Origin of the sequence: Streptomyces sp. NPDC001502 (genome assembly GCF_042894785.1) — a bacterium.
Classification (GTDB): domain Bacteria; phylum Actinomycetota; class Actinomycetes; order Streptomycetales; family Streptomycetaceae; genus Streptomyces; species Streptomyces kutzneri.
In genome coordinates, this window is record NZ_JBIAVW010000001.1 from 108,849 (window position 1) to 129,683 (window position 20,835).

Sequence of the window (20,835 nt, forward strand, 5' to 3'; positions counted from 1 at the left end):
CGTACGACGCCCCACCCGATGGCCGGTCTCCCCGCGGAGGCCGGCCATCGGTCTGTGTGGAACCGACCGGACCCCCGAGCATCTCTTAGTAACGTATGCGAATTGTTGGCTGCTCACCAACCACGGGGACGGGTAACAGATGGGACTGACCGAGGAGATGGCCGCCACGCGGGGCGGGTCGGGGCATTCGGGTCGTTTGCTGGGTGAATTCCGCCGTACGCCGCTGCTCGTGCCGCTGTCGGAGGGTGATGACGGTGGTCTGATGTCGGGGTGGCAGGGCGGTGTCCGCTGGATCTTCGCGTTCACGGACGAGGGGGCGCTGGCCCGTTTCGCGCAGGCGCGCGGCGCCGGCGCCGGTGCCCGTGAGTGGGAGTACCTGTCGATCCTGGGTGCCCGTCTCGTCGATGCGGTGATTCCGACGGTCGACGGTCCGACGGGTGTGGCCGTCGATGTGGCGGACGAGGACGCATCGATGCTGTTCCCGCCGGTCGTGGGGATCGTCCCGGAGGCGTGCGCGGTGGATGCCGGTGCCGGCCGTGTGGATGCCGTCTGATGGCGGGTGACGGAGACCTTGAGGTCTCGGCGGCCGCGGTCAAGAACATCCAGGACGGTCTGCGCAAGGCCATCGCCGAACTGCGTGAGTCCGGGGATGCGGCCGGTGCCTCCCAGGGGGCCGGGTTCAGCGACCTGTCGTTGACGGGGATGGAGGCCGGGCACATGGGGCTGGCCACCGACTTCGAGGACTTCTGCGAGCGCTGGGAGTGGGGTGTGCGCAGCCTCGTGCAGAACGCCAGTGCCCTGGCCGGGAACCTCGGTATCGCGGCGGGCACGGTGTGGGAGGAAGAGCAGTACATGCAGGGCGCGTTCAAGGTCGTCGCCAATGCCGCGTACGGCAATCCGCACGCGAGTGAGGACGAGATCGAGCAGAAGAGCTGGGACGACATCTGGCGGGCGGACGTCTACAAGCCGGACTACAGCGCGGAGTCCTTCGAGAAGGGCCGCCAGGACATGAAGCAGACCTGGTCGGACACGGGCGACAAGCTGACCTCCAGCGGGAAGATCGGCTCGATCAAGGATCTGCTGGACCAGGCCGACGGGGGCGGTAACTGATGGGCTGGAAGGACTTCGTACCGGACTCGGCGGAGGACTGGGTCGAGGACCGGGCCAAGGACGTAGGCGACGCGATCGAGTGGACCGGCGACAAGGTCGCCGATGTCGCGGAGGAGGTCGGTCTCGACGAGGCGGGCGACTGGGTCCGCGACAAGAGCCGCTCCGCCGCCAACCAGCTGGGCGCTGATGTCTCGGAGCTGGAGCTCGGGCAGACCGAGGACCCGAACAGGCTGGTCTACGGAAGTGTGTCGAAGATCCGTGCGCAGGTTTCGCACCTGAACGACTTCAAGTCCTCCTTCACCCTGGTCGGCAACGGTCTGAAGGGTCTGGAAGGTGACGGTCTGAAGGGCGCGTCGGCGGACGCGTTCCGGGAGGCGATCGCCAAAGAGCCGCCCCGCTGGTTCGAGGCGGCGGAGGCCTTCGGCAAGGCCGCCGACGCGATGGGCCGCTTCGCGGAGACCGTCGAATGGGCGCAGAGCAAGGCCAAGGAGGCCCTGGAGGACTACAACAAGGCCAGGAAGATCTCGCAGGACGCGCGCACCGCCTACAACAAGTCGATCACCGACTACAAGGCCGCGGTCGAGGCGGAGAAGGACACGCTGCCGCCGCGGCCGGCCGATGACTTCACCGACCCCGGCAAGCCGCTGATCAAGGCCGCCCAGGACAAGCTCGACACCGCGCGCACCCAGCGCAACGAGGTGGCCGAGACGGCCCGTACGGCGGTCCGCGCGGCCCGCGACGCCGCCCCGCCCAAGCCCTCGTACGCGGAGCAGCTGAAAGACGGGATGGACTACCTGGAGCTCGCGCAGACCCACCTCGCGGGCGGCGTGGTCAAGGGCACGGCGGGCCTGGTCAACTTCGTCCGCTCGGTCAATCCGATGGACCCGTACAACCTGACCCATCCCGCCGAGTACCTGACCAGCCTCAATTCGACGGTCGCGGGCCTGACGGTGGCGGTCAACGACCCCATGGGCGCGGGCAAGCAGATGCTCGACGAGTTCATGAAGGACCCCAGCGAAGGCGTCGGAAAGCTCCTCCCGGAACTTGTCGGCACGAAGGGCCTCGGCGCCCTCAAGAAGGGCGCGAGCGTCGCCAGGCTGGCGGACGACATCCCCGCGAGCAAGCCCCGCGTCTCCCTGAACAAGGACGGTCCGGGTGCGAGCGACAAACCGGACGTGCACAAGACGAGCGAGGGCACCGACCCCATCGACCTGGCGACCGGCCGGATGTACCTCCCGCAGACGGATGTGGAGCTGCCCGGCGCCCTTCCGCTGGTCTTCACCCGCAGGGTGGACTCGGGATACCGGTCGGGGCGCTGGTTCGGCCCCTCGTGGTCGAGCACGATCGACCAGCGGCTGGAGATCGACGCCGAGGGCGTGATCCTGGTGACGGAGGACGGGCTCCTCCTGCCCTTCCCGCACCCTGCTCCCGGCGTCCCCGTCGTTCCGGTCTCCGGCGCCCGAATACCCCTGGAGCGGGCCCCGGACGGCGACTACACCCTCACCGACCCGGACACCGGCATCGTCCGCCGCTTCACCGGTCCGCCCGACGACTCCGGGTCCGCGACGGCCCCGCTCGCGCAGCTGGAGGACCGCAACGGCAATGTCATCACCTTCGAGTACGACGCGGCAGGCACCCCGCTCGGCATCTCCCACAGCGCCGGCCACGGGCTGCGCTTCGAGACCGCCGACGGGCGGATCACCGCCCTCCATCTGGTCGGCGGCCCGCGCGTCCTGGCGTACGGATACACCGGCGGCAACCTGACGGAGGTCGTCAACTCCTCCGGCCTGCCCTTGCGTTTCGCCTACGACGAGCGCGACCGGGTCACCTCGTGGACGGACACCAACGACCGCCGGTACGCGTACGCCTACGACGATCGGGACCGCTGCATCGCCGAGGGTGGCTCCGGTGGCCATCTGGCGCTCACCCTCACCTACGACGACGTGGACCCCGGCAGCGGCAACCGCATCACCACCGTGACCACGGCCGCCGGACACACACGCCGCTACCTGGTCGACGACCAGTACCGGATCGTCGCCCGCACCGACGAGCTGGGCGCGCTGACGAGTCTCACGTACGACCGGTACGGGCGCCTGCTGACCGAGACCGACCCGCTGGGCCTGTCCACGCACCGCACCTACGACGACGGCGGAAGGCTCCTCTCGGTCGTCCGCCAGGACGGCCGCGCCTGGAGTGCCGAGTACGACGAGCTCGGGCTGCCGGTGAAGGTGGTGAATCCGGACGGCACGGTCATCCGCCAGACGTACGACGAACGCGGCAACCGCACCTCGGTGACGGGCCCCTCGGGTGCGACCACGCGCTTCACGCACGACAGCCGTGGCCGGCTGTCCTCGGTGACCGATCCGCTCGGCCGCACCTCGCGCATCCGCTTCGACGCGGCCGGCCGGGTCGTGTCGGCCACGGAGCCGCTGGGCGCGACCACCTCGTGGCAACGGGACGCCTTCGGCCGTCCGGCCTCGGTCACCGACGCGCTGGGCCACACGACCCGCTTCACGTGGAGCGTGGAGGGCCTGATCCTGCACCGGGCGAACCCGGACGGCAGCGAGGAGTCGTGGACGTACGACGGGGAGGGGAACTGCCTGACCCACCGGGACGCCGCGGGCGGGGTGACCGTCAGCGAGTACGGCGACTTCGACCTGCTGACCGCCCGGACCCGGCCGGACGGGATCCGCTACGCCTTCGCCTACGACGCGGAACTGCGCCTCACCGAGGTCACCGATCCCCGCGGCAGGAGCTGGAACTACACCTACGACGGCGCGGGCCGGCTGGTCGAGGAGAACGACTTCGACTCCCGGTCCATCAGCTACCGCTACGACGCGGCGGGCCGGCTGATCTCCCGCACCGACGCACTGGGCACGACCGTCGTCTTCGAGCGCAATGTGCTCGGGCAGGTGGTCCGCAAGGACGCGGCCGGCGCGGTCACGACCTTCGAGTACGACGTGTCCGACCACCTGGTGGCGGCGACCTGCCAGGATTCCACCATCAGCTGGCTTCGTGACCGCTCCGGGCTGGTCCGCTCCGAGACCGTCGACGGCCGCACCATCGGCTTCGGGTACGACGTACTCGGCCGCCGGACCCACCGCACCACCCCCACGGGGGCGCGGTCCCTGTGGACGTACGACGAGACGGGCCGGCGCAGCGCACTCACCGCCTCGGGGCGCACGCTCACCTTCGAACGGGACGCGGTGGGGCGCGAGTTGACCCGGCGTGTCGGCGGCCTGACCCTCTCCCAGGTCTATGACGAGGCGGGTCGGCTCACCGGACAGCACCTGGTGGGCCCGGACGGGGGCACTGCGCGCAGGCGTGCCTTCTCCTACCGGGCGGACGGCCTGCTGACCGGGATCGAGGACTCGCACACCGGCAGCCGGACCTTCGCGCTGGACACCGTCGGCCGGATCACCGGTGTCGACGCGGCTGGCTGGAGCGAGCGCTACGCCTACGACGAGACGGGCAACCAGAGCACGGCCTCCTGGCCCGAGGCCCATCCCGGAGCCGCGGCCCGCGGGAAGCGCGTCTACGACGGCACGCGCGTCACGCGCGCGGGGGCGATGCGCTATGAGTACGACGCGCTGGGCCGCATGGTCCTGCGGCAGAAGGCCCGTCCTTCCCGGAAGCCCGACACATGGCACTACGCCTGGGACACCGAGGACCGGCTCACCGAAGTCACCACGCCGGACGGGACGGTCTGGCGCTACCGGTACGACGCCCTGGGCCGGCGCAGCGCCAAGCAGCGGCTCGGGACCGACGGCGAGACGGTGGTCGAGCAGGTGGACTTCGTCTGGGACGGCACCACGCTGTGCGAGCAGATCTCGCGCACCGCGGGCTCCCCGCACCTGATGGTCCTGACCTGGGAGCACAACGGTCTGCGGCCCCTCACGCAGACCGAGCGCATCCTGGCGGCCGACGCGCCGCAGGAAGCGGTCGACGAGCGGTTCTTCTCCATGGTGACCGACATGGTGGGCACGCCGACGGAGCTCGTCGACGAGTCGGGCGCCCTGGCCTGGCAGAGCCGCAGCACCGTGTGGGGCGCCACGGCGTGGCCCGCGGCCAGCACCGCCGCGACTCCGCTGCGCTTCCCGGGCCAGTACCACGACCCGGAGTCGGGCCTCCACTACAACGTCCATCGGCACTACGACCCGGAGACGGCCCGCTACGCCAGCCCGGACCCGCTGGGGCTGAAGGCGGCGCCCAACCCGGTCGCGTACGTGGTCAACCCGTACCGGGAACTCGACCCGCTCGGTCTGACCCCGTACAAGGTCCTGTACCACGGCACGCAGGAGTGGAAGGGAACCCACTTCTCGCTCGATCCCGACGTCAACGTCAAACGCGAGTACACGCCCGACGCGGGCGTCTATCTCACGGACGACTTCCAGCGGGCGGCGCAGCAGTACGCCGGTCCCGGCGGAACCGTGGTCCGGGTGGAAGTGCCCGCCGATTTCGCGCAGTCCGTGTACCGGCTGCACTCCGGCCCCGGCGGCAACCTGCCGGAGTACTTCGTGAACACACCGGAGGGAATCGAACTGCTCAACAAGCACCTGCGGGCGCTCCCACAGGCAAAGGCGTTCGTGGAAAATGTAATGGGAACATTCTGAAGGAGCGGCGAGATGGCGGACCAAGGGGCTGCGGTACCGGTGGCATCGGAGACGACGCTCGTCCGCGAGGTCTTCGGTCCGCTCGGCGCGCTCGTCGAGTGCGGCGCGGCGCTGGAATCGGTGTCGGTGGGCGCGTTCGTCGCGCGTCACCGGGGCGAGCTGGACCGGGTGCTGGACGTGGTACGGCGGCTGGGCGACTTCCACGCCGAGTCGATGGACATCATGGAGGGGCTCGGCTATCTGCGGGAGCACGACGTCCCGCCGGTCACCCTGCTGATGTGGTCGGGATGCATCGAGGAGTACACACCGGACCTCGGCACGCCGGAAACGGTGCGCCGCATGGCCCGGATGGGGGCCGACCTCCAGCTGGCGCACCTCCTCCAGGCGCTGGTGGGGGTGGCGGCCCTGCGCGGCGGCGACGACGTGGAGTCCCGGGCCCGGGAGATCGCGGAGGTGGCCGGCGCGGCGAGCACGTGGGGCGGGGCCGGCCGTGGGCGCTCGCTCCATCAGGTGTTCCTGATGTGGCGGGTCGCGTTCCTTCCCGGGCTCCTGATGCCCTCGTCGGGCACGGCGGAGCCCTTCAAGCGGCGCCTGCGGGAGTACGCGCACGCGCTGGAAGGGATCGTCGAACGGGGGGAGTGACCGGGCCGCGGGCGAAACCCCTGGTCGGCGCGGTGGGCCCGTGTGATCATCGTTCAATGATCTTTCGTGCTGCCGTCGCGGACCCCGCGGACCTCGATCGTGCCGTCGCCCACCCCACCGACGGCCCCGTGCCCGCCCTGACCGCCGAGCGGATCCGTGAGGAGCTCGCGGAGAACCAGATCCGGCCCGAGTGGATCTGGCTCGCCGAGGACGAGGACGGGCGGATCCTCGCCCGCGCCCTGTGGTGGGGGCGCGCCGACAGCGAGCGGCCCGTCGCGCTCGACTGCCTCCAGGTGCGGGGGGACGTGGCCGATCCGGCCGAGGTCGCCGCCGGGCTGCTGGAGGCCGGGCACGCCGCCTTCGGCAAGCGGCCGGGCTACAACCTCTCGCTGCCCCGCGACTGGCGGGAGCGGCCGGAGCTGGCCGCGGCCGTCGCCTGGCGCCAGGAGGCCGCGACCGCGGCCGGGCTGACGCGCGAGATCGAGCGCCTGCGCTACGAGTGGACCCCGGACGCCGGCACCGCGGAGCCCACCGGCCGGCTCGTCTTCCGCGAGGGCACCGACGAGGAGATGCTGGACGCCTTCGTCCGGCTCTCCCACGACAGCCTGGACCTGGCCACCCGGCACGAACTTGAGCTGATGGACGCCGGGCAGCTGGCCCGCGAGGACTTCGACTTCTACCTCGACTGCCCCGGCGAGCGCTCCTGGTGGCGCCTGGCCCACCTCCCGGACGGCCGCCTCGCGGGCCTGGCCATCCCGTCGGCGACCCCGTACCACCGCAACGTCGGCTACCTGGGCGTCGTACCGGAGCAGCGCGGCCAGGGGCTGATCGACGAGATCCTGGGCGAGATCACCCGCTTCCACGCCTCCGAGGGCGCCAGGCGCATCACCGCGACCACGGACACCGTCAACGTGCCGATGGCCGCCGCCTTCGACCGCGCCGGCTACGAGGTCACCGAGATCCGCCTGGTGCTGGAGGCCCCGAGCCAGTGAACCGGGCCGGCCCCGTCCCCGGACCTCCGGGGCTCCGTGTGAGCGCGACCGGCCGCCCCGGGAGGTAACCTCCGCCCGGGGAAGGGGGCGCGGGTGTCCATCGCCGAACTGCAGGTGTACTCCGTCGAGGAGGCCGACGTCACGGGCGGGGTGTGCGTGGTCCGGTGCGTCGGCGGGGTGGCACGGGCCGGACAGGTCTACGCCGTGGGGGAATCCAGGATCGGTCTGCGCCGCATCGAGCGCCACGGGCGGGCCGTCGGCTCCTTCGACGCCGGGCACGTCGCGAGGGTCCACCTCGCGGGCGCCATGGTCGCGCTGCTCACCCGGGGACAGGTGCTCACCTCGGTGCCGCCCGACGGGCACTCGCTGGAGGAGCTGGAGGCCTGGCTGGCCACCGGCCCGCCGCTGCGGGACGAACCGCACCCGCGGACCCTGCGCGTCCTGGCCGGGGTGCGGATGCGGGACGAGCGGCTGCCGGACGGGGTCCGGCTGCGCTGGGGCCGGATCGCGCTGGCCGCCACCCACCGCTGCGCGCGGGCCGAGGGCGGGCCCGATCTGCTCCGGGCGCCCGAACTGGCCTCCGTACAGGTCTACCTGATCCAGCAGTTCGGCCCTGACGAGGGCGGTGACCCGGCCGCCCTGTGCCGGGAGCTGCTGTCTCTGATGGACCTGACCCCGGAGCAGGCCGCGGCGCAGGGCCTGGTCTGGAGGGACCTCCCGTACCACCGGATCCGGCACCTGCGCCGGATCAAGAGCCTGATCCCGTGGCTGGAGCTCGTGCGGCCCCACCTCGCGGACGCCGACCCTTCGGCGCAGGCGGCCGACGCCTGGGCGGCGGTCCGGCCCGGCCTTCCTTAGGGCTGCCGGGCCGCCTGCCGGGCCGCCTGCCGGGCCGCCTGCCGGGCCGCCTGCCGGCGGTCCTACCGGGCCGCGTTGCCGAGGACCTTGGTCGGGGTGATGCGGACGACCACCCGGACGTCCTCGGCCGGGGCCTGCGCGTACTCCTTGCCGGCGCCCGGGCCCATGTACTCCTCGGCGATACGGACGGCCACCGCCCGGCCGATGTCCTCGGTGACGGTGGCCGTGCCGCGGATCTCGGCGTAGAGGAAGGGGTTGGCCAGGTCGAAGACGGTGATGCCGACCCGCCCGTCCCGGACGATGTTGCGCTCCTTGCGGCGGCCCTGCTCGGTGGAGACCAGCAGGTCGCCGCCGTCGCGGGTCACCCAGATCACCGAACTCTGCGGGCTTCCGTCGGGGTTGATGGTCGACAGGACGGCGGGGTGCGGCGCGTCGAGCAGCCCCCGCACGGTCTCGTTCAGCTCAACAGTCATGGCGGCGAGGCTAGTCGGGGACCCGGTGGCCCGCCGCCGGTTTCCGGCCGCGGCCGCCGACTACCCGAGGTCGGACACGGTCCGGACTCACCTAGTTCCAGGGGATGTTGAGCCAGGGGCTGGCCGGGTCGGTCGTCAGCGCGAGGTGCGCGGCGAGGGCGGTCGTGTACCAGGTGCCGAACTCCTCCTCGTCGAAGTGCAGGCACCGGCCGAGGACGTACCCGGCGGAGAACTCGGCCCACGAGCGGTACGTGTCGCGCGCGGCCTCCCCCGCGCGCAGTACGGCCTGCTCGGCCTCGGCGACGGTCCCGTAGCGGCAGCCGACGCCCCAGCGGGCCATCTGCGAGGCCCGGCCGATGTCCCAGCCCTCCACGGAGCGGACCCAGCCGTCCTCGGGGAGCAGTCCGTCGGCCCGGAAGCGCTGCTCGTAGCGGGTGATCCGGCCGATGAGGCGTTTGACGCCGGCTATCTCCCCCTCGACCTCGGCGGCCGGCCGCGGCTGGGCGACGGTGACCCCGTCGGGGGTGAGCTGCGGCTCGGCGGCGCGTTCGGCGTTGCGGCGCAGGCTCGCCTCGGCGGCGTGCCGCCAGTGCTCGATGTCCACCGGCCCGGCGAAGTCGGAGGCGAGGGCGCGGCGGACGCGGAGCGCGTACTCCCAGACGGGGCTGACCATCCCGCGGTCCAGCAGCGTCTCCAGGGTGGAGAGCCAGTCGGGCCGGTCGGTGATGCTCCAGCTCTTCGCGACGCGGCGGCGCTCGTACTGGTAGCCGCTGCCGTGGTAGGCGAGGGAGTTCCAGAACTCGCCGTTCGTCACGGCGAGATGGCCGCCGACGGCGAGGCCGTGGGCGACGGACCCGTGCAGCGGGCCGCCGGTGAACAGGGCGTGGACCTTGCCCTCGGGCAGGCCGTAGTGGGGGGCGGCCTCCGCGTGGGCGCGCCAGCGGGCCAGGTCGGCGGGGGCGGTGGTGAGGTACGCCTCGGAGGGGGAGCCCGGGTTCACGGCGAGGAAGGCGGGGTCGTCGGCGTTCCAGACCTTGGCGAACCAGCGCAGGCTCCGCGACTCGTAGACCGTCTCGGGGGTGGGGGCGGGCAGCATGCCGGCGGTGTGGACGACGAGCATCCGGTCCGGGGTGGCGTGGAAGAACACCGAGTCGGGATGCGCGTCCGACCGCGCTCGGGACTGCGCCACGTACAGCGGCGTACGGGCCAGTACGTCGAAGAACGCGGCCCAGTCGCCGGCGGTCTTGGCCTCGTACAGCTCTCTCTCGATGGCGCTCGGCGCGCTCCACGTCCCCATACGGCCCGAGCCTATACGGGCCCCCGCCGGGGTCCGAGGGAGCGTCCTCGGCCTTCGACGACGGGGGTCAGGCCGTCCAGGAGGGCACCCAGCCCGAGGTCGAAGAGCGCGTCGAGCCGCAGGTCGTAGCCGTCCTCGAAGGATCCGACCACTTTGGCGAAGGTCGGGAAGCGGCCGGAGTCCACCAGTTCCCGGAGGACGGGGGCGCGGCTGTCCATCCACTGGTCGTCCGACTGGCCCGTGGCGGCTTCGGCGTCGGCCTCCAGTTCCAGGTGGACCGCCAGGCCGTGCACATGGCTGTAGAGCAGGACGTGGATGTCGAAGAGGGTGGTCGGGTCGAGTCCGTGGCCGTCGAGGGCGCCCAGCATCCACTCGCCGTGGACCAGCAGGTTGGGCACCAGCAACGGGCGGGTGAGAGAGCCGATCCGGGCCAGCCACGGGTGTGTGCGGTACAGCCGCCACAGGGTCCGGGCGCCCACCTCGACGCGCGCCCGCCAGTCCTCGGGGGTGTCGGCGTCGGCGTCGGCGTCGGCGTAGGCGTCGGCGGGGTGGGCCTCGCCGAACGCGGCGTCGGCCATGAGCAGGACCAGGTCCTCCTTGCTCGGCACGTACCGGTAGGTCGACATCGCCGCGACGCCGAGCCGGGCCGCGACACCGCGCATGGAGAGCGCCGCGAGTCCTTCGGCGTCGGCGATCTCGACGGCGGCGCGGACGATCCGCTCGACGGTCAGCTCCGGCTCGGTGTCCGGTGCGGGCGAGGGGCGTCTGCGGGCTGCCGGTGCGGTGGGGGCGGCGGGGGCGCTCCCGGCGACGACCGTGCCGATCCGGGGGCGGGCCTCGACCAGGCCCTCCAGGCGCAGGGTGGTCAGCGCCTTGGTGGCGGTGGCGAGCGCGACGCCCCAGTGCGCGGCGATCTGCCGGGTGGAGGGGACGCGGTCCCCGGGGGCGAGTTCCCCGTCCGCGATGCTCCGCCGGATCGCGGCGGCGATGCGCAGGTAGGGCGGATCACCGGCTGCGCCTGCCGCGCCTGTGGTCTGCGTCACGCTTTCCCGCCTTTCTGTCCTGTACTAGTGCAGAGGGTAGCAGCGGAGATCTCCTCCGGAGCCGCTCTGAGCTAGTACAGGCGTGTAGTTGTGCCAGTTGAGAGGCCTGTGTGTACGTCGTACATTCAGAGCGCGTACAGCGTACGAATCACCGAAGGAGCTTCTCATGCGGACCGTACTCATCTCCGGCGGCGGCATCGCGGGACCCGTCCTCGCCCACCTCCTGCACCGCCACGGCTTCGAGCCCACCGTCGTCGAACGCGCCCCGGGCGTGCGCGGAGGCGGGCAGGCCGTGGACATTCGCGGCGTCGCGCTCGACGTGGTGGACCGCATGGGGCTGCTGGAGCGGGCGAGCGGCGTACGCACCCGGATGCGCGGCATGTCGATCCTCGGCCCCGACGGCAGCGAGGTCGGACGCTCCACCGAGGCGACCTTCAGCAGCGGCCGGCTCGACGGCGAGGACATCGAGGTGCTGCGCGAGGACCTCGTGCGGATGGTCCACGAGCACACTCGCACGGACGTCGAGTACCTCTTCGGCGACACCGTCACCGGGCTGGAGGAGGACGGGAGCGCGGTGCGGGTGGAGTTCGCGCAGGCGGCGCCGCGCACCTTCGACCTCGTCGTCGGGGCGGACGGCCTGCACTCCGCCGTGCGGCGTCTGGCCTTCGGCCCCGAGGAGGGCTACGCCCACCACCTGGGCAGCTACCTCTCGGTGTTCGGCACGGACAACTTCCTCGGCCTGGAGGACTGGCAGATGTGGCTGCGGGACGGGGACATGGGCTTCGGCATCATGCCCGTCCGCGACAACACCGAACTGCGCATCGCCTTCGGCTTCGAGTCCGCCCCCCTCGCCCCGGAGCTGCGCACCGCCGAGGCGCTGCGGCGGACCGTCGTCGACAGGCTGGAGTCCGTGCGGTGGGAAGGGGCCCGACTGGCCGAGGCCGCCCGCAAGGCGCCCGACTTCTACTGCGACGCCATGGCCCAGATCCGCATGGACCAGTGGTCGCGGGGCCGGGTCACCCTGCTCGGGGACGCCGGCTACTGCCCTTCCCCCCTCTCGGGGCAGGGCACCAGCCTGGCCCTGGTGGGCGCCCACGTGCTGGCCGACTCCCTCGCCCGGGCCTGCGGCGACCACCGCGCCGCGTACGCCCGCTACGAGGAGCGGATGCGGCCCTTCGTCGACCTCAACCAGGCGCTGGCGACGGAGAATCCGGGCGGACCCGCGTCCGAGGAATCGGTGGCCCGTGCCAAGAACGCGATCTCGCTGGACGGCTGACGCTCGCTTCGCACCCGGCCGGTTCCGGCGGCCCCGCGCCACGGCACGCCCCCTCGTGCCCCCGCGCGACCGTGCGGACCCCCTTGACGCCCCCGGGCGCCGGGGAGACGCTCCCGGGTCTTGGATCCGAACGGTTGCAGCTGGGGGGCCGCCATGCCGGAGGAATCTGTCCAGTCGGTGGGGGAGCTGCGTGCGCAGCTCGTCTCGCAGGGGGCGCGCTGGTCGGTCCTGGAGCACCTCGCCGACGAGGAGCCCGTGCCGCGGCCGTCGCTCGGTCTGGAGCCCGGGGCGAATCTGACCACCGCCGAGGACGCAGGGGTGATCGATCTCCCGGGGATCATCGGCCACGCGAGCGGCAATCCGCATCTGACCCGGCGCCGCGCCGCCCACGGGCTGCTGCCCGGGGTCCAGGGGCCGGCGGCCCCGGCCCGGCCCGCCGCCGTGGACTGGCGCAGCCGCTGGGGATGGCCGTGGATCACCAGGGTGAAGGACCAGAACCCGTGCGGTTCCTGCTGGGCCTTCGGCGCCGCCGGCCTGGTGGAGTCCATGGCCCGGATCGAGCACGACGTATGGGCGGAGCGCTCCGAGGGAGACGTCCACGACGGCCTGCGCTTCACCTGCGGCCAGGGCAGCAATCCGGAGACCGCCCTCGACTGGATCAAGGCGAACGGCGGGCTCGCCGACCCGGACTGCTGGCCGTACAGCACCCCGCCGGCCGGTCTGCCGGCCGCCCGCCGCGACGCCTGGCGCGCCGAGTACACACCCAGCTGGGACCGGTCCGGCCGGACCGTCCGGATCACCGACTACGTCCGGCTCGGCGACGTGGAGCAGCAGAAGGTCTGGCTGGACACGGTCGGCCCGCTGACCGCCTGCTTCGACGTCTACGACGACTTCTTCGGCCTCGGCTCCGGCGTGTACCACCGGACGAGCGACCATCTCGCGGGCGGCCACTGCGTGTTGATCGTCGGCTACGACGACGCGGCCGGCTGCTGGCTGTTCAAGAACTCCTGGGGGACGGGCTACCACGTCGGCGGCTACGGCCGGATCGCCTACGGCGAGGTCAACATCGACTACTGGGCCAAGTGCGGCCTGCGCGGCACCAACATCGACCCGTGGACCAAGCGCCGCCTGCACGCCGGCAACGTCTACGAGAGCGGCAACGGCCGGGCCCACCGCAACTTCGAGCTGCTCGCCACCGGCCCCGGCGGCCGCCTCCAGCACTGGTGGCGCGAGGGCGACTCCCCGTTCGCCTGGGCCCGCGCGGGCACCTTCGCCACCGACGCCTCCGGCCAGCCCGCCTTCACCGGCACCACCTACAACCGCAACATGGAGTCCCTGCACGTGACCACCGGCGGCCGGCTGCGCCACTGGTACTACGAGCAGTCCGGCGGGGCCTGGCGCGACGGCGGTCTCTTCGGGCCGGGCGACGCGGCCGTCGGTTCGACCCCGGCGTTCATCCAGAGCGACTACGGCAAGCCGGGCAACTTCGAGGTGGTCGTCCGGACCGCCGACGGCCGCCTGGGCCACTGGTGGCGGATCAACGGCGCCCCCTGGACCTGGAACGACGGCGGCCGCTTCGCCTCCGGCATCGCCCACTACGGGCCCGCCCTCGTCCAGACCCGCGCCCGCCACCTCGACCTCGTCGCCACCCTCACCGACGGCCGCATGCAGCTGTGGTGGCGCGACGATCCGAACGGCTTCACCTGGCGGGCCGGGGAGATCTTCGGCAGCGGTACGGCGGCCGTCTCCGCGCCCTGCCTGATCGAGGGGCAGTTCGGGGCCGCGGACGAGGACACCGCCGGGAACTACGAGCTGTGCGTGGCCGTCGCCGGCGGGCAGGTCGAACACTGGTGGCGCGGCAACGCGGGCGGCTCCCCCTGGCGGCGCAGCGCGGTCTTCGGGCACGACGCCGCCTCCGTCACCGGGATGCTCCAGGGCAGTTTCGGGTTCAACCTGGAAGTCATCGTCCTGCGCACCGACCGCCGCCTTCAGCACTACTGGCGCGACGGCGCGGGCTGGCACGAGGGGCCGGTGATCGGCCCCGTCTGAGAGGACCGGGCGGGCGTGGAGGTACGGAGCATCGTGCTGGGCCCGGACGAGTCGTACGAGCTGCGGCTCACCGGGCGCGGCGCGCGCGGGTACGTGTGGACCTGGCAGGTCACCGGGGACGCGGACGTGGTGACGGTCGCGGAGGCTCCCGGGGTCGCCGCCGCCGGGGCGGCCCCGCCGCCCGGGGCCCCGGTGGAGCGGACCTACGTGGTCCGGGCCCGGCCCCCGGGCGGGGGCCGGGCCCGGATCCGCTTCGCGCAGGTCCGGCCGCCCTACCCGGACGAGGCCCCCTACGACGAGTTCGTCCTGGACGTGGAGGTGGGGGCGGTCACCGGCGGGACCTGAGGACCGTGCGCTGTACGGCCTCCAGGGGGCCGTGGCCGAAGCGGCGCAGCCACAGCCACGATCCGGCGGCCAGGGTCAGGCTCACGCCGGCCCACAGGCCCATCACCCACCAGGGGCCGCTGCCGCCGAGCCGATCGGCGAGGCCCAGCCCGATGCCGTAGCAGAGCAGCATGCAGAGCAGGTTCTGGGCGACGTAGCAGGACAGGGCGGTGCGGCCGACGGAGCCGAGGGCGAGGCTCACCGGGGCCGGGAGCCACCGCCGGTCGAGGGCGATGCCGATCAGGCCGATGTAGCCGAGGGCGAGCAGCGGCGCGGCGCCGTAGCGGCCCAGGAGGTAGAAGTCGGAGCCGCCGAGGGTGGTCGCGGCGTTCAGCGGCAGCCCGAGGCCCAGGCCCCAGGCGGCCAGCCGGGTCCGGATGCGGCGGCCTTCGGCGGTGGCGGTGAAGGCGCCCGCGCGGTGCAGCCGCACGCCGAGGAGGAAGAGGAACACGAGCAGCCCGAAGGAGAAGACCGGCTCGATGCGCAGCGCGAGGAAGTGGTCCAGGCGGAAGGCGATCTGGGCCGGATAGCCGCCGTGGGCGTACAGCTCGACGGCGGCCGGGTCCGGGCTCTTCGGGGCGCCGGCGGGCCGGCTCAGCGCGTCGAGGGTCAGCAGGGACATCAGCGCCAGGTGCAGCGCTCCGGCCGTCCACATGGCCCCCTTGCGCACCTTCTCGGAGCGGGCCAGCAGCCAGGCGACGAGGAGGGCGGTGACGGCGTACCCCATGAGCACGTCCCAGGCGAAGACGAGCACGAAGTGGACGGTGCCCTCGACGAAGAGGAAGGCGGCGCGGCGCGGGTAGCGGCCGGGCCAGGGGTCGCCGCGGCGGGCGGCGGAGTCGAACTGGATGGCCAGGCCCACTCCGAACAGGACCGTCAGCAGGGCCAGGAACTTGCCGTCGGCGAGGAAGCGGAAGACGCTCTCGGCGAGGTGGGCGGCGGAGGGGTCGGCGATCGGGTCGGGCGGCTTCAGAGCGCCCTGGAGCACTCCCCACTCCGAGCCGGGCGAGGTGAAGATCCAGACGTTGGTCATGAGCGTGCCGAGGATCGCGGCGCCGCGCAGGACGTCCAGGAGGGGGAGCCGGGCGGTCTTCTGAGCCGCCGGGGCGAGCAGGGTGTCGGCCATGACTTCAGCGTCCCGGCGCGCGGGGCCCCGTACGTCCTGCGGGCGGACGAAGACGCGCTACATCCTTCGGTGCAGCGGGGGCCGGGCCGGGTCCACATCCTGGACCCGGCGAGGCTTGCACCTCTGTTGTATCTATCCTGTGCGCATGTCCGCCCCCACCACTGCCGTGACCGCCGCCGACCGCGTCTACCAGCACGTCAAGCAGGGGGTGCTCGACCGCCGCTACGAAGGCGGCACCCTCCTGACCGAGGGCGAACTGGCCGCGGCCGTCGGGGTGTCCCGTACGCCCGTCCGCGAGGCGCTGCTGCGGCTGGAGACCGAGGGGCTGCTGAAGCTGTACCCGAAGAAGGGCGCGCTGGTCCAGCAGGTCTCCGTGCAGGAGATCACCGACGTCCTCGAAACCCGGCTGCTGGTCGAGGAGTTCACCGTACGCAGAGCCGTGCCGGCCCCACCGGGCCTGCTGGACCGGCTCGCCGCCCTGCTCGACGAACAGCGCCGGCACGCCGACGCGGGCGACCTCGCCGCGATGATGGCCGCCGACCGGGGCTTCCACGCCGAGATCGTGCGCAGCGCCGGGAACCAGATCCTGTGCCGCCTCTACGACCAGCTCCGCGACCGGCAGCTGCGGATGGGCGTGGCCCTGCTGCACGCCCACCCGGAGCGGCTGGACCGGACGCTCGCCGAGCACCAGGAGATCCTGGACGCGCTGCGCGCCGGGGACGCGGACACGGCGGCCGCGGCGGTCCGCGGTCACATCGGCCGGGTCGAGGCCCTGGTGCGGGGGCCGGGCCGGTGAACGGGTCGCCGAAGGGGTCGCTGAAGGGGTCGCCGAACGGGCCGGTGAACGGGTCGGTGAGCTCCTCCCCCGCCGGGGACGGCATCCCCGCCGACCCGCCGGGCGGCCGGAAGGCCGTCGCCGTGTGGGGGATCGGCGTCGCCGTCTACTTCGTGGCGGTGATCTTCCGGACCAGCCTGGGCGTGGCCGGCCTGGACGCCGCCGACCGCTTCCATGTCAACGCCTCGGCGCTGGCCATTTTCTCCCTCCTCCAGCTGCTGGTCTACGCGGGCATGCAGATACCGGTGGGCCTGATGGTCGACCGGCTCGGCACCAAGAAGGTGCTGACCCTGGGCGCGGTGCTCTTCACCGTCGGCCAGCTCGCCTTCGCGCTGTCGCCCTCGTACGGGATGGCGCTCGCCGCGCGGGCGCTGCTCGGCTGCGGCGACGCGATGACCTTCATATCGGTGCTGCGGCTCGGCACCCGGTGGTTCCCGGCCCGGCGCGGGCCGCTGATGGCGCAGCTGGCCGGGCTGGTCGGCATGGCGGGCAACCTCGTCTCCACCCTCGTCCTCGCCCCGGTCCTGCACGAGATCGGCTGGACCGCCGCCTTCGCGGGCAGCGCGGTGGCCGGACTGGTGGTCCTGGTGCCGCTGACGCTGTTCCTGCGGGACCACCCGGAGGGGTACGGACCCGTGCCGCGCGCCGCCGGGGCCCCAGGCGCCCCAGGCGCTCCGGGCGCTCCGGGCGCTTCGGGAGGCTTCGTGCGCCGCCAGATCCGGGAGTCCTGGGCCGAACCCGGCACCCGGCTCGGCCTGTGGGTGCACTTCACCACGCAGTTCCCCGCGATGGTCTTCCTGCTGCTGTGGGGCATGCCCTTCCTGGTCGAGGCACAGGGGCTGTCGCGGACCACCGCGGGCGGGCTGCTGACGCTGGTCGTCGCCTCGAACATGGCGCTCGGGCTGGTCTACGGCCAGATCGTCGGCCGCCGCCAGTCCGCGCGGATCCCGCTCGCCCTGGGCACGGTCGGCCTCACCGCCCTGCTGTGGGCGGCGGTCCTCGTGTACCCGGGCGACCGGGCCCCGATGTGGCTGCTGGTCGCCCTGTGCCTGGTGCTCGGCAGCTGCGGGCCGGCGTCGATGATCGGCTTCGACTTCGCCCGCCCGGCCAACCCGGCGGAGCGCCAGGGCACCGCCTCCGGCATCACGAACATGGGCGGTTTCATCGCGTCCATGACCACCCTGCTGACGGTCGGCATCCTGCTGGACGCCACCGGCGACAACTACCGCATCGCCTTCTCCACGGTCTTCTTCCTCGAAGCGCTGGGCGTGATCAGCATCCTGCGCCTGCGCCCCCTCGCCCTGGCCCGTGAGGCCGCCCGGGGCCGCGTCACCGTCCCCGTGCAGCAACCGGAACCGGAGCCGGTGCCCCGCGCGTGCCCCCTCCAGGAAACAGCAGGGCGCGAGGCCCCGTAGGGGGTGTCTTGCCGATCAGGCCCTACGGGGTCACGGAGAACTGCGTGAGGATGGCGTCCGCCAGCTCCACGTCTCCCTCCACCTTCACCCGGTCCGCGACCGTGTGCGCCCGTACCCGGCCGGCCGCCAGGCGGACGTAGGTCTCCCAGTCCAGCGTCAGGGTCACCGCCGGGCCCAGCGACGGCGACTTGTCCACCGTGCCGCGGCCGTCCGCGTCCACCCGGACCGTCCGCATGAACTCCAGCCGACCGTGCACGTCGATCACCACGGCCGAGTTCGCCGGCGCGCCCGCCCGCTTGGCCACCACCTTCGGCAGCCCGGCCAGCAGGAGGTCCCGCGCCACGTACGCGCCCGGCGAGTCCCAGTTCCCCGGTACCCCCAGCGCCGCCCGCAGGTCCTGCTCGTGGATCCACACGTCGAACGCCCGCAGCCGCAGCGCCTGCTCCAGCGTCACCTGGTCACCGAGCGGCCCGCGGACCATCGTGGCCGGATCCCGCTTCTCGTTGCGCAGCTGCCGGGAGCGCCGGATCACCGTGTACTCCAGCTCCGAGGTCATCTCCGGCGCGGTGTGGTGACGCCGCACGTCGACCTGCACCTCCATGTACCGGCTGAACTCGTCCACCACGTGCCGCAGGTCCCGCGCCACGGTGTGGATCGGCCGCGGGTCCCCCAGCTGCTCGCACTCGATACCGATGATGTGTGACACGACATCACGGACCGACCAGCCGGGACACGGCGTCGCCCGGTTCCACTCGCCCTCCGTCAGCGGGAGGACCAACTCGGATATCGCCTCGATGGAGTGTGTCCAGGCGTCGGCATAGGGCTGGAGGGCGGGATGCGGCTGGACGGTCAACGGGACCCCTCGCGGTGCTGTTCAATGGCGCGTTTCGGAAGCGGTGGACTCAGTTTCCAAAACTACGCTGCCGGTGAGCACCCCGGCAGTGCTTTCGTGTGACGATCGTAGGCCCGAGTTGACGGCTTGAACGCCAGGACGGTGGTAGTGTGCGCGCCTCGCTGATCCAAATCGCAGTGAACGAGGGCGAGTCGGTGTCTTCCCGACGTGCCCGCGTGGCCGAACTCGTACGGGAGCAGGCGGGCTCCGATCTCGTCGTCCTGCCGGAGCTGTGGCCGGTCGGCGCGTTCGCCTACGAGCAGTTCGAGACCGAGGCCGAACCGCTGGACGGCCCGACCTACGAGGCCATGTCCAAGGCGGCCCGCGACGCCGGCGTCTGGCTGCACGCGGGCTCGGTCGTGGAGCGCGCGGGCGACGGCTCCCTCTACAACACCGCCCTCGTCCTCTCCCCGGCGGGCGAGCTCGCCGCCACCTACCGGAAGATCCACCGCTTCGGCTTCGACCAGGGCGAGGCGGTGCTGATGTCGGCCGGGGACTCCCTGACCACGGTGACCCTGCCGGAACAGACCCTCGGCATCGCCACCTGCTACGACCTGCGCTTCCCGGAACTGTTCCGCGGCCTGGTCGACGCCGGGGCGACCACGATGGTCGTCGCCGCGGGCTGGCCCGCCCGCCGCCGCTCGCACTGGACCCTGCTGGCCCGGGCGCGCGCCGTGGAGGACCAGTCCTACGTCCTGGCCTGCGGGACGGCCGGCACCCACGCGGGCGTGGAGCAGGCCGGGCACAGCCTGGTGGTGGACCCCTGGGGCGAGGTCCTGGCGGAGGCGGGCCCCGGCGAGGAGGTCCTCACCGTGGACCTGGACCCGGCCAAGGTCGCCGACACCCGCTCCCAGTTCCCGGCCCTGAAGGACCGCCGGCTGGGCCGCTGACGCCCTCCCGGAAACCCCGGTTGGCGCCGGGGTTTGCGGGCAGGCGAAGGGGACGGGCGGCGCCGGCCGCCAAGTCCACGAGGAGGAGGCGGGTCCGCCGTGACGCATGACGCAGAGGCCGTGCTGGAGGCCGCCCTGGAGCCGCACGAGCCCGCCGCCGCGGAGATCACGGCCCGGGAGCACGTCCGGGACCGGGCCACCGGCATGACCCACCACGAGGCGCAGGCCGCCCTGGAGGCGGTGCTGGCGGCCGCCGGAGACCTGGAGCGTGCCGACGCGGCCGTCCGCGCCGAGGCCGCCGAGTGGCAGCGCATCGCCGACCTGCTGTTCGACCACGGAGGCCCGTACGCGCCGGAGACCGACGCCTACGTCCAGGGACAGCTCACGGCCCGGGAACACCATCGGGACTGACCCCGCCCTCCCGCTCCTTCTCGACCATCCGGATCACACACACCGCGACCGCGATCAGCAGCGCCGCGTCCGCGTCCTCCCGGACCACGTCCACCGCGTACGTCTCGCGGACGCGGTACCACTGCCGCGAGACCAGCGCGAGCAGCTCCCCGTCGTACTCGACCTTGAACTCGCGGTCCAGGATCCGCCCGCTGACGTCGAGCTCCGTGCCCTCGGCCAGGGTCACCCGGAAGTGATTGCGCAGCAGCGAGAGCCGCTTGCGCCGGATCACCGCGAGCCGCCGCTCTCCCCCAGCTACCGCTGGGAGGTGCCCCCGCGCTCCAGCGTCATCGCGTCCCGCAGGGTGAACAGCTTCTCCCGCAGCGTGATCAGGATCAGCCCGTCCGGATCCTTCAGCTCCAGCGTGTCCCGGAAGCGCAGCGCCTTCCCGTCGACGAGGAAGGCGTGCCGGCCGTCCTCGTCCTCGATCCAGTAGTCGTCCCCGATGGCCAGCAGTTTGTCCCGAACGAGGCATTTCATGCCCCGATCA

General features: G+C 72.6%; 18 protein-coding genes and 1 pseudogene. 13 read left to right on the plus strand and 6 right to left on the minus strand.

The genetic code is table 11. The annotated features are described in order from the left end of the window. Nucleotides 1-139: 139 nt before the first annotated feature. From ACFY0D_RS00515 to ACFY0D_RS00540, 6 genes are all read left to right on the plus strand, one after another. A complete protein-coding gene (locus tag ACFY0D_RS00515; RefSeq protein ID WP_390796255.1) occupies nt 140-553 on the plus strand; it encodes a hypothetical protein in 414 nt (137 codons plus the stop codon). Beyond that, on the plus strand, nt 553-1,110 hold the full coding sequence (locus ACFY0D_RS00520) for a hypothetical protein (protein ID WP_390796256.1): 558 nt from the start codon (nt 553-555) through the stop codon (nt 1,108-1,110). The genes ACFY0D_RS00515 and ACFY0D_RS00520 overlap by 1 nt, the downstream gene beginning before the upstream one ends. Then, complete coding sequence (locus ACFY0D_RS00525) at nt 1,110-5,723, plus strand: putative T7SS-secreted protein (RefSeq protein ID WP_390796257.1); 4,614 nt, start codon at nt 1,110-1,112, stop codon at nt 5,721-5,723. The genes ACFY0D_RS00520 and ACFY0D_RS00525 overlap by 1 nt, the downstream gene beginning before the upstream one ends. A gap of 12 nt (nt 5,724-5,735) precedes the next feature. Next, the gene (locus ACFY0D_RS00530; protein ID WP_390796258.1) at nt 5,736-6,365 is read left to right on the plus strand and encodes a hypothetical protein; all 630 of its coding nucleotides are present in this window, start codon (nt 5,736-5,738) and stop codon (nt 6,363-6,365) included. 56 nt (nt 6,366-6,421) lie between these two features. Beyond that, nucleotides 6,422-7,357: a GNAT family N-acetyltransferase gene (locus tag ACFY0D_RS00535; RefSeq protein ID WP_390796259.1), complete on the plus strand. Its 936-nt coding sequence runs from the start codon at nt 6,422-6,424 to the stop codon at nt 7,355-7,357. 93 nt (nt 7,358-7,450) lie between these two features. Then, entirely contained in the window at nt 7,451-8,215 is a 765-nt protein-coding gene (locus ACFY0D_RS00540) for a hypothetical protein (RefSeq protein WP_390796260.1), read from the plus strand. 62 nt (nt 8,216-8,277) lie between these two features. On the opposite strand, the gene ACFY0D_RS00545 is transcribed toward ACFY0D_RS00540, so the two are convergent. The 3 genes from ACFY0D_RS00545 to ACFY0D_RS00555 all read right to left on the minus strand — a co-directional run bounded on the left by ACFY0D_RS00545 (nt 8,278) and on the right by ACFY0D_RS00555 (nt 11,028). Next, nucleotides 8,278-8,688 (minus strand): PPOX class F420-dependent oxidoreductase, encoded by a 411-nt coding sequence (locus ACFY0D_RS00545; protein WP_314243005.1) that lies wholly within the window; start codon nt 8,686-8,688, stop codon nt 8,278-8,280. 91 nt (nt 8,689-8,779) lie between these two features. Continuing rightward, nucleotides 8,780-9,985, minus strand: coding sequence for a DUF1266 domain-containing protein (locus ACFY0D_RS00550; RefSeq protein WP_390796261.1), 1,206 nt, complete (start codon nt 9,983-9,985; stop codon nt 8,780-8,782). 11 nt (nt 9,986-9,996) lie between these two features. Continuing rightward, the gene (locus ACFY0D_RS00555) at nt 9,997-11,028 is read right to left on the minus strand and encodes a TetR/AcrR family transcriptional regulator C-terminal domain-containing protein (protein ID WP_390796262.1); all 1,032 of its coding nucleotides are present in this window, start codon (nt 11,026-11,028) and stop codon (nt 9,997-9,999) included. 166 nt (nt 11,029-11,194) lie between these two features. On the opposite strand from ACFY0D_RS00555, the gene ACFY0D_RS00560 reads away from it, so the two are divergent. The 3 genes from ACFY0D_RS00560 to ACFY0D_RS00570 all read left to right on the plus strand — a co-directional run bounded on the left by ACFY0D_RS00560 (nt 11,195) and on the right by ACFY0D_RS00570 (nt 14,698). Next, the gene (locus ACFY0D_RS00560) at nt 11,195-12,304 is read left to right on the plus strand and encodes an FAD-dependent monooxygenase (RefSeq protein WP_390796263.1); all 1,110 of its coding nucleotides are present in this window, start codon (nt 11,195-11,197) and stop codon (nt 12,302-12,304) included. A gap of 153 nt (nt 12,305-12,457) precedes the next feature. Beyond that, a complete protein-coding gene (locus ACFY0D_RS00565) occupies nt 12,458-14,353 on the plus strand; it encodes a C1 family peptidase (protein ID WP_390796264.1) in 1,896 nt (631 codons plus the stop codon). Nucleotides 14,354-14,368: 15 nt separating this feature from the next. Next, nucleotides 14,369-14,698: a protease inhibitor I42 family protein gene (locus tag ACFY0D_RS00570; protein WP_390796265.1), complete on the plus strand. Its 330-nt coding sequence runs from the start codon at nt 14,369-14,371 to the stop codon at nt 14,696-14,698. On the opposite strand, the gene ACFY0D_RS00575 is transcribed toward ACFY0D_RS00570, so the two are convergent. Then, on the minus strand, nt 14,682-15,863 hold the full coding sequence (locus ACFY0D_RS00575) for a DUF418 domain-containing protein (protein ID WP_390796266.1): 1,182 nt from the start codon (nt 15,861-15,863) through the stop codon (nt 14,682-14,684). The two genes, ACFY0D_RS00570 and ACFY0D_RS00575, sit on opposite strands and share 17 nt — an antisense overlap. Before the next feature lie 145 nt (nt 15,864-16,008). On the opposite strand from ACFY0D_RS00575, the gene ACFY0D_RS00580 reads away from it, so the two are divergent. Together ACFY0D_RS00580 and ACFY0D_RS00585 are read left to right on the plus strand one after the other, a co-directional pair. Then, entirely contained in the window at nt 16,009-16,659 is a 651-nt protein-coding gene (locus tag ACFY0D_RS00580; RefSeq protein WP_390796267.1) for a GntR family transcriptional regulator, read from the plus strand. A 56-nt stretch (nt 16,660-16,715) separates the two neighbouring features. After that, complete coding sequence (locus tag ACFY0D_RS00585; protein ID WP_390796268.1) at nt 16,716-18,113, plus strand: nitrate/nitrite transporter; 1,398 nt, start codon at nt 16,716-16,718, stop codon at nt 18,111-18,113. A 22-nt stretch (nt 18,114-18,135) separates the two neighbouring features. Here ACFY0D_RS00585 and ACFY0D_RS00590 read toward each other — a convergent pair whose 3' ends face one another. Further along, nucleotides 18,136-18,966, minus strand: coding sequence for a maleylpyruvate isomerase family mycothiol-dependent enzyme (locus ACFY0D_RS00590; RefSeq protein WP_390796269.1), 831 nt, complete (start codon nt 18,964-18,966; stop codon nt 18,136-18,138). Nucleotides 18,967-19,115: 149 nt separating this feature from the next. Between ACFY0D_RS00590 and ACFY0D_RS00595 the strand changes: the two genes are divergently transcribed. Beyond that, the gene (locus tag ACFY0D_RS00595; RefSeq protein ID WP_390796270.1) at nt 19,116-19,895 is read left to right on the plus strand and encodes a carbon-nitrogen family hydrolase; all 780 of its coding nucleotides are present in this window, start codon (nt 19,116-19,118) and stop codon (nt 19,893-19,895) included. A 99-nt stretch (nt 19,896-19,994) separates the two neighbouring features. Then, on the plus strand, nt 19,995-20,306 hold the full coding sequence (locus ACFY0D_RS00600; RefSeq protein WP_390796271.1) for a hypothetical protein: 312 nt from the start codon (nt 19,995-19,997) through the stop codon (nt 20,304-20,306). Here ACFY0D_RS00600 and ACFY0D_RS00605 read toward each other — a convergent pair. Next, a pseudogene (locus ACFY0D_RS00605) lies at nt 20,278-20,825 on the minus strand (LURP-one-related/scramblase family protein). The gene ACFY0D_RS00600 and the pseudogene ACFY0D_RS00605 sit on opposite strands and share 29 nt — an antisense overlap. Nucleotides 20,826-20,835 lie beyond the last annotated feature (10 nt).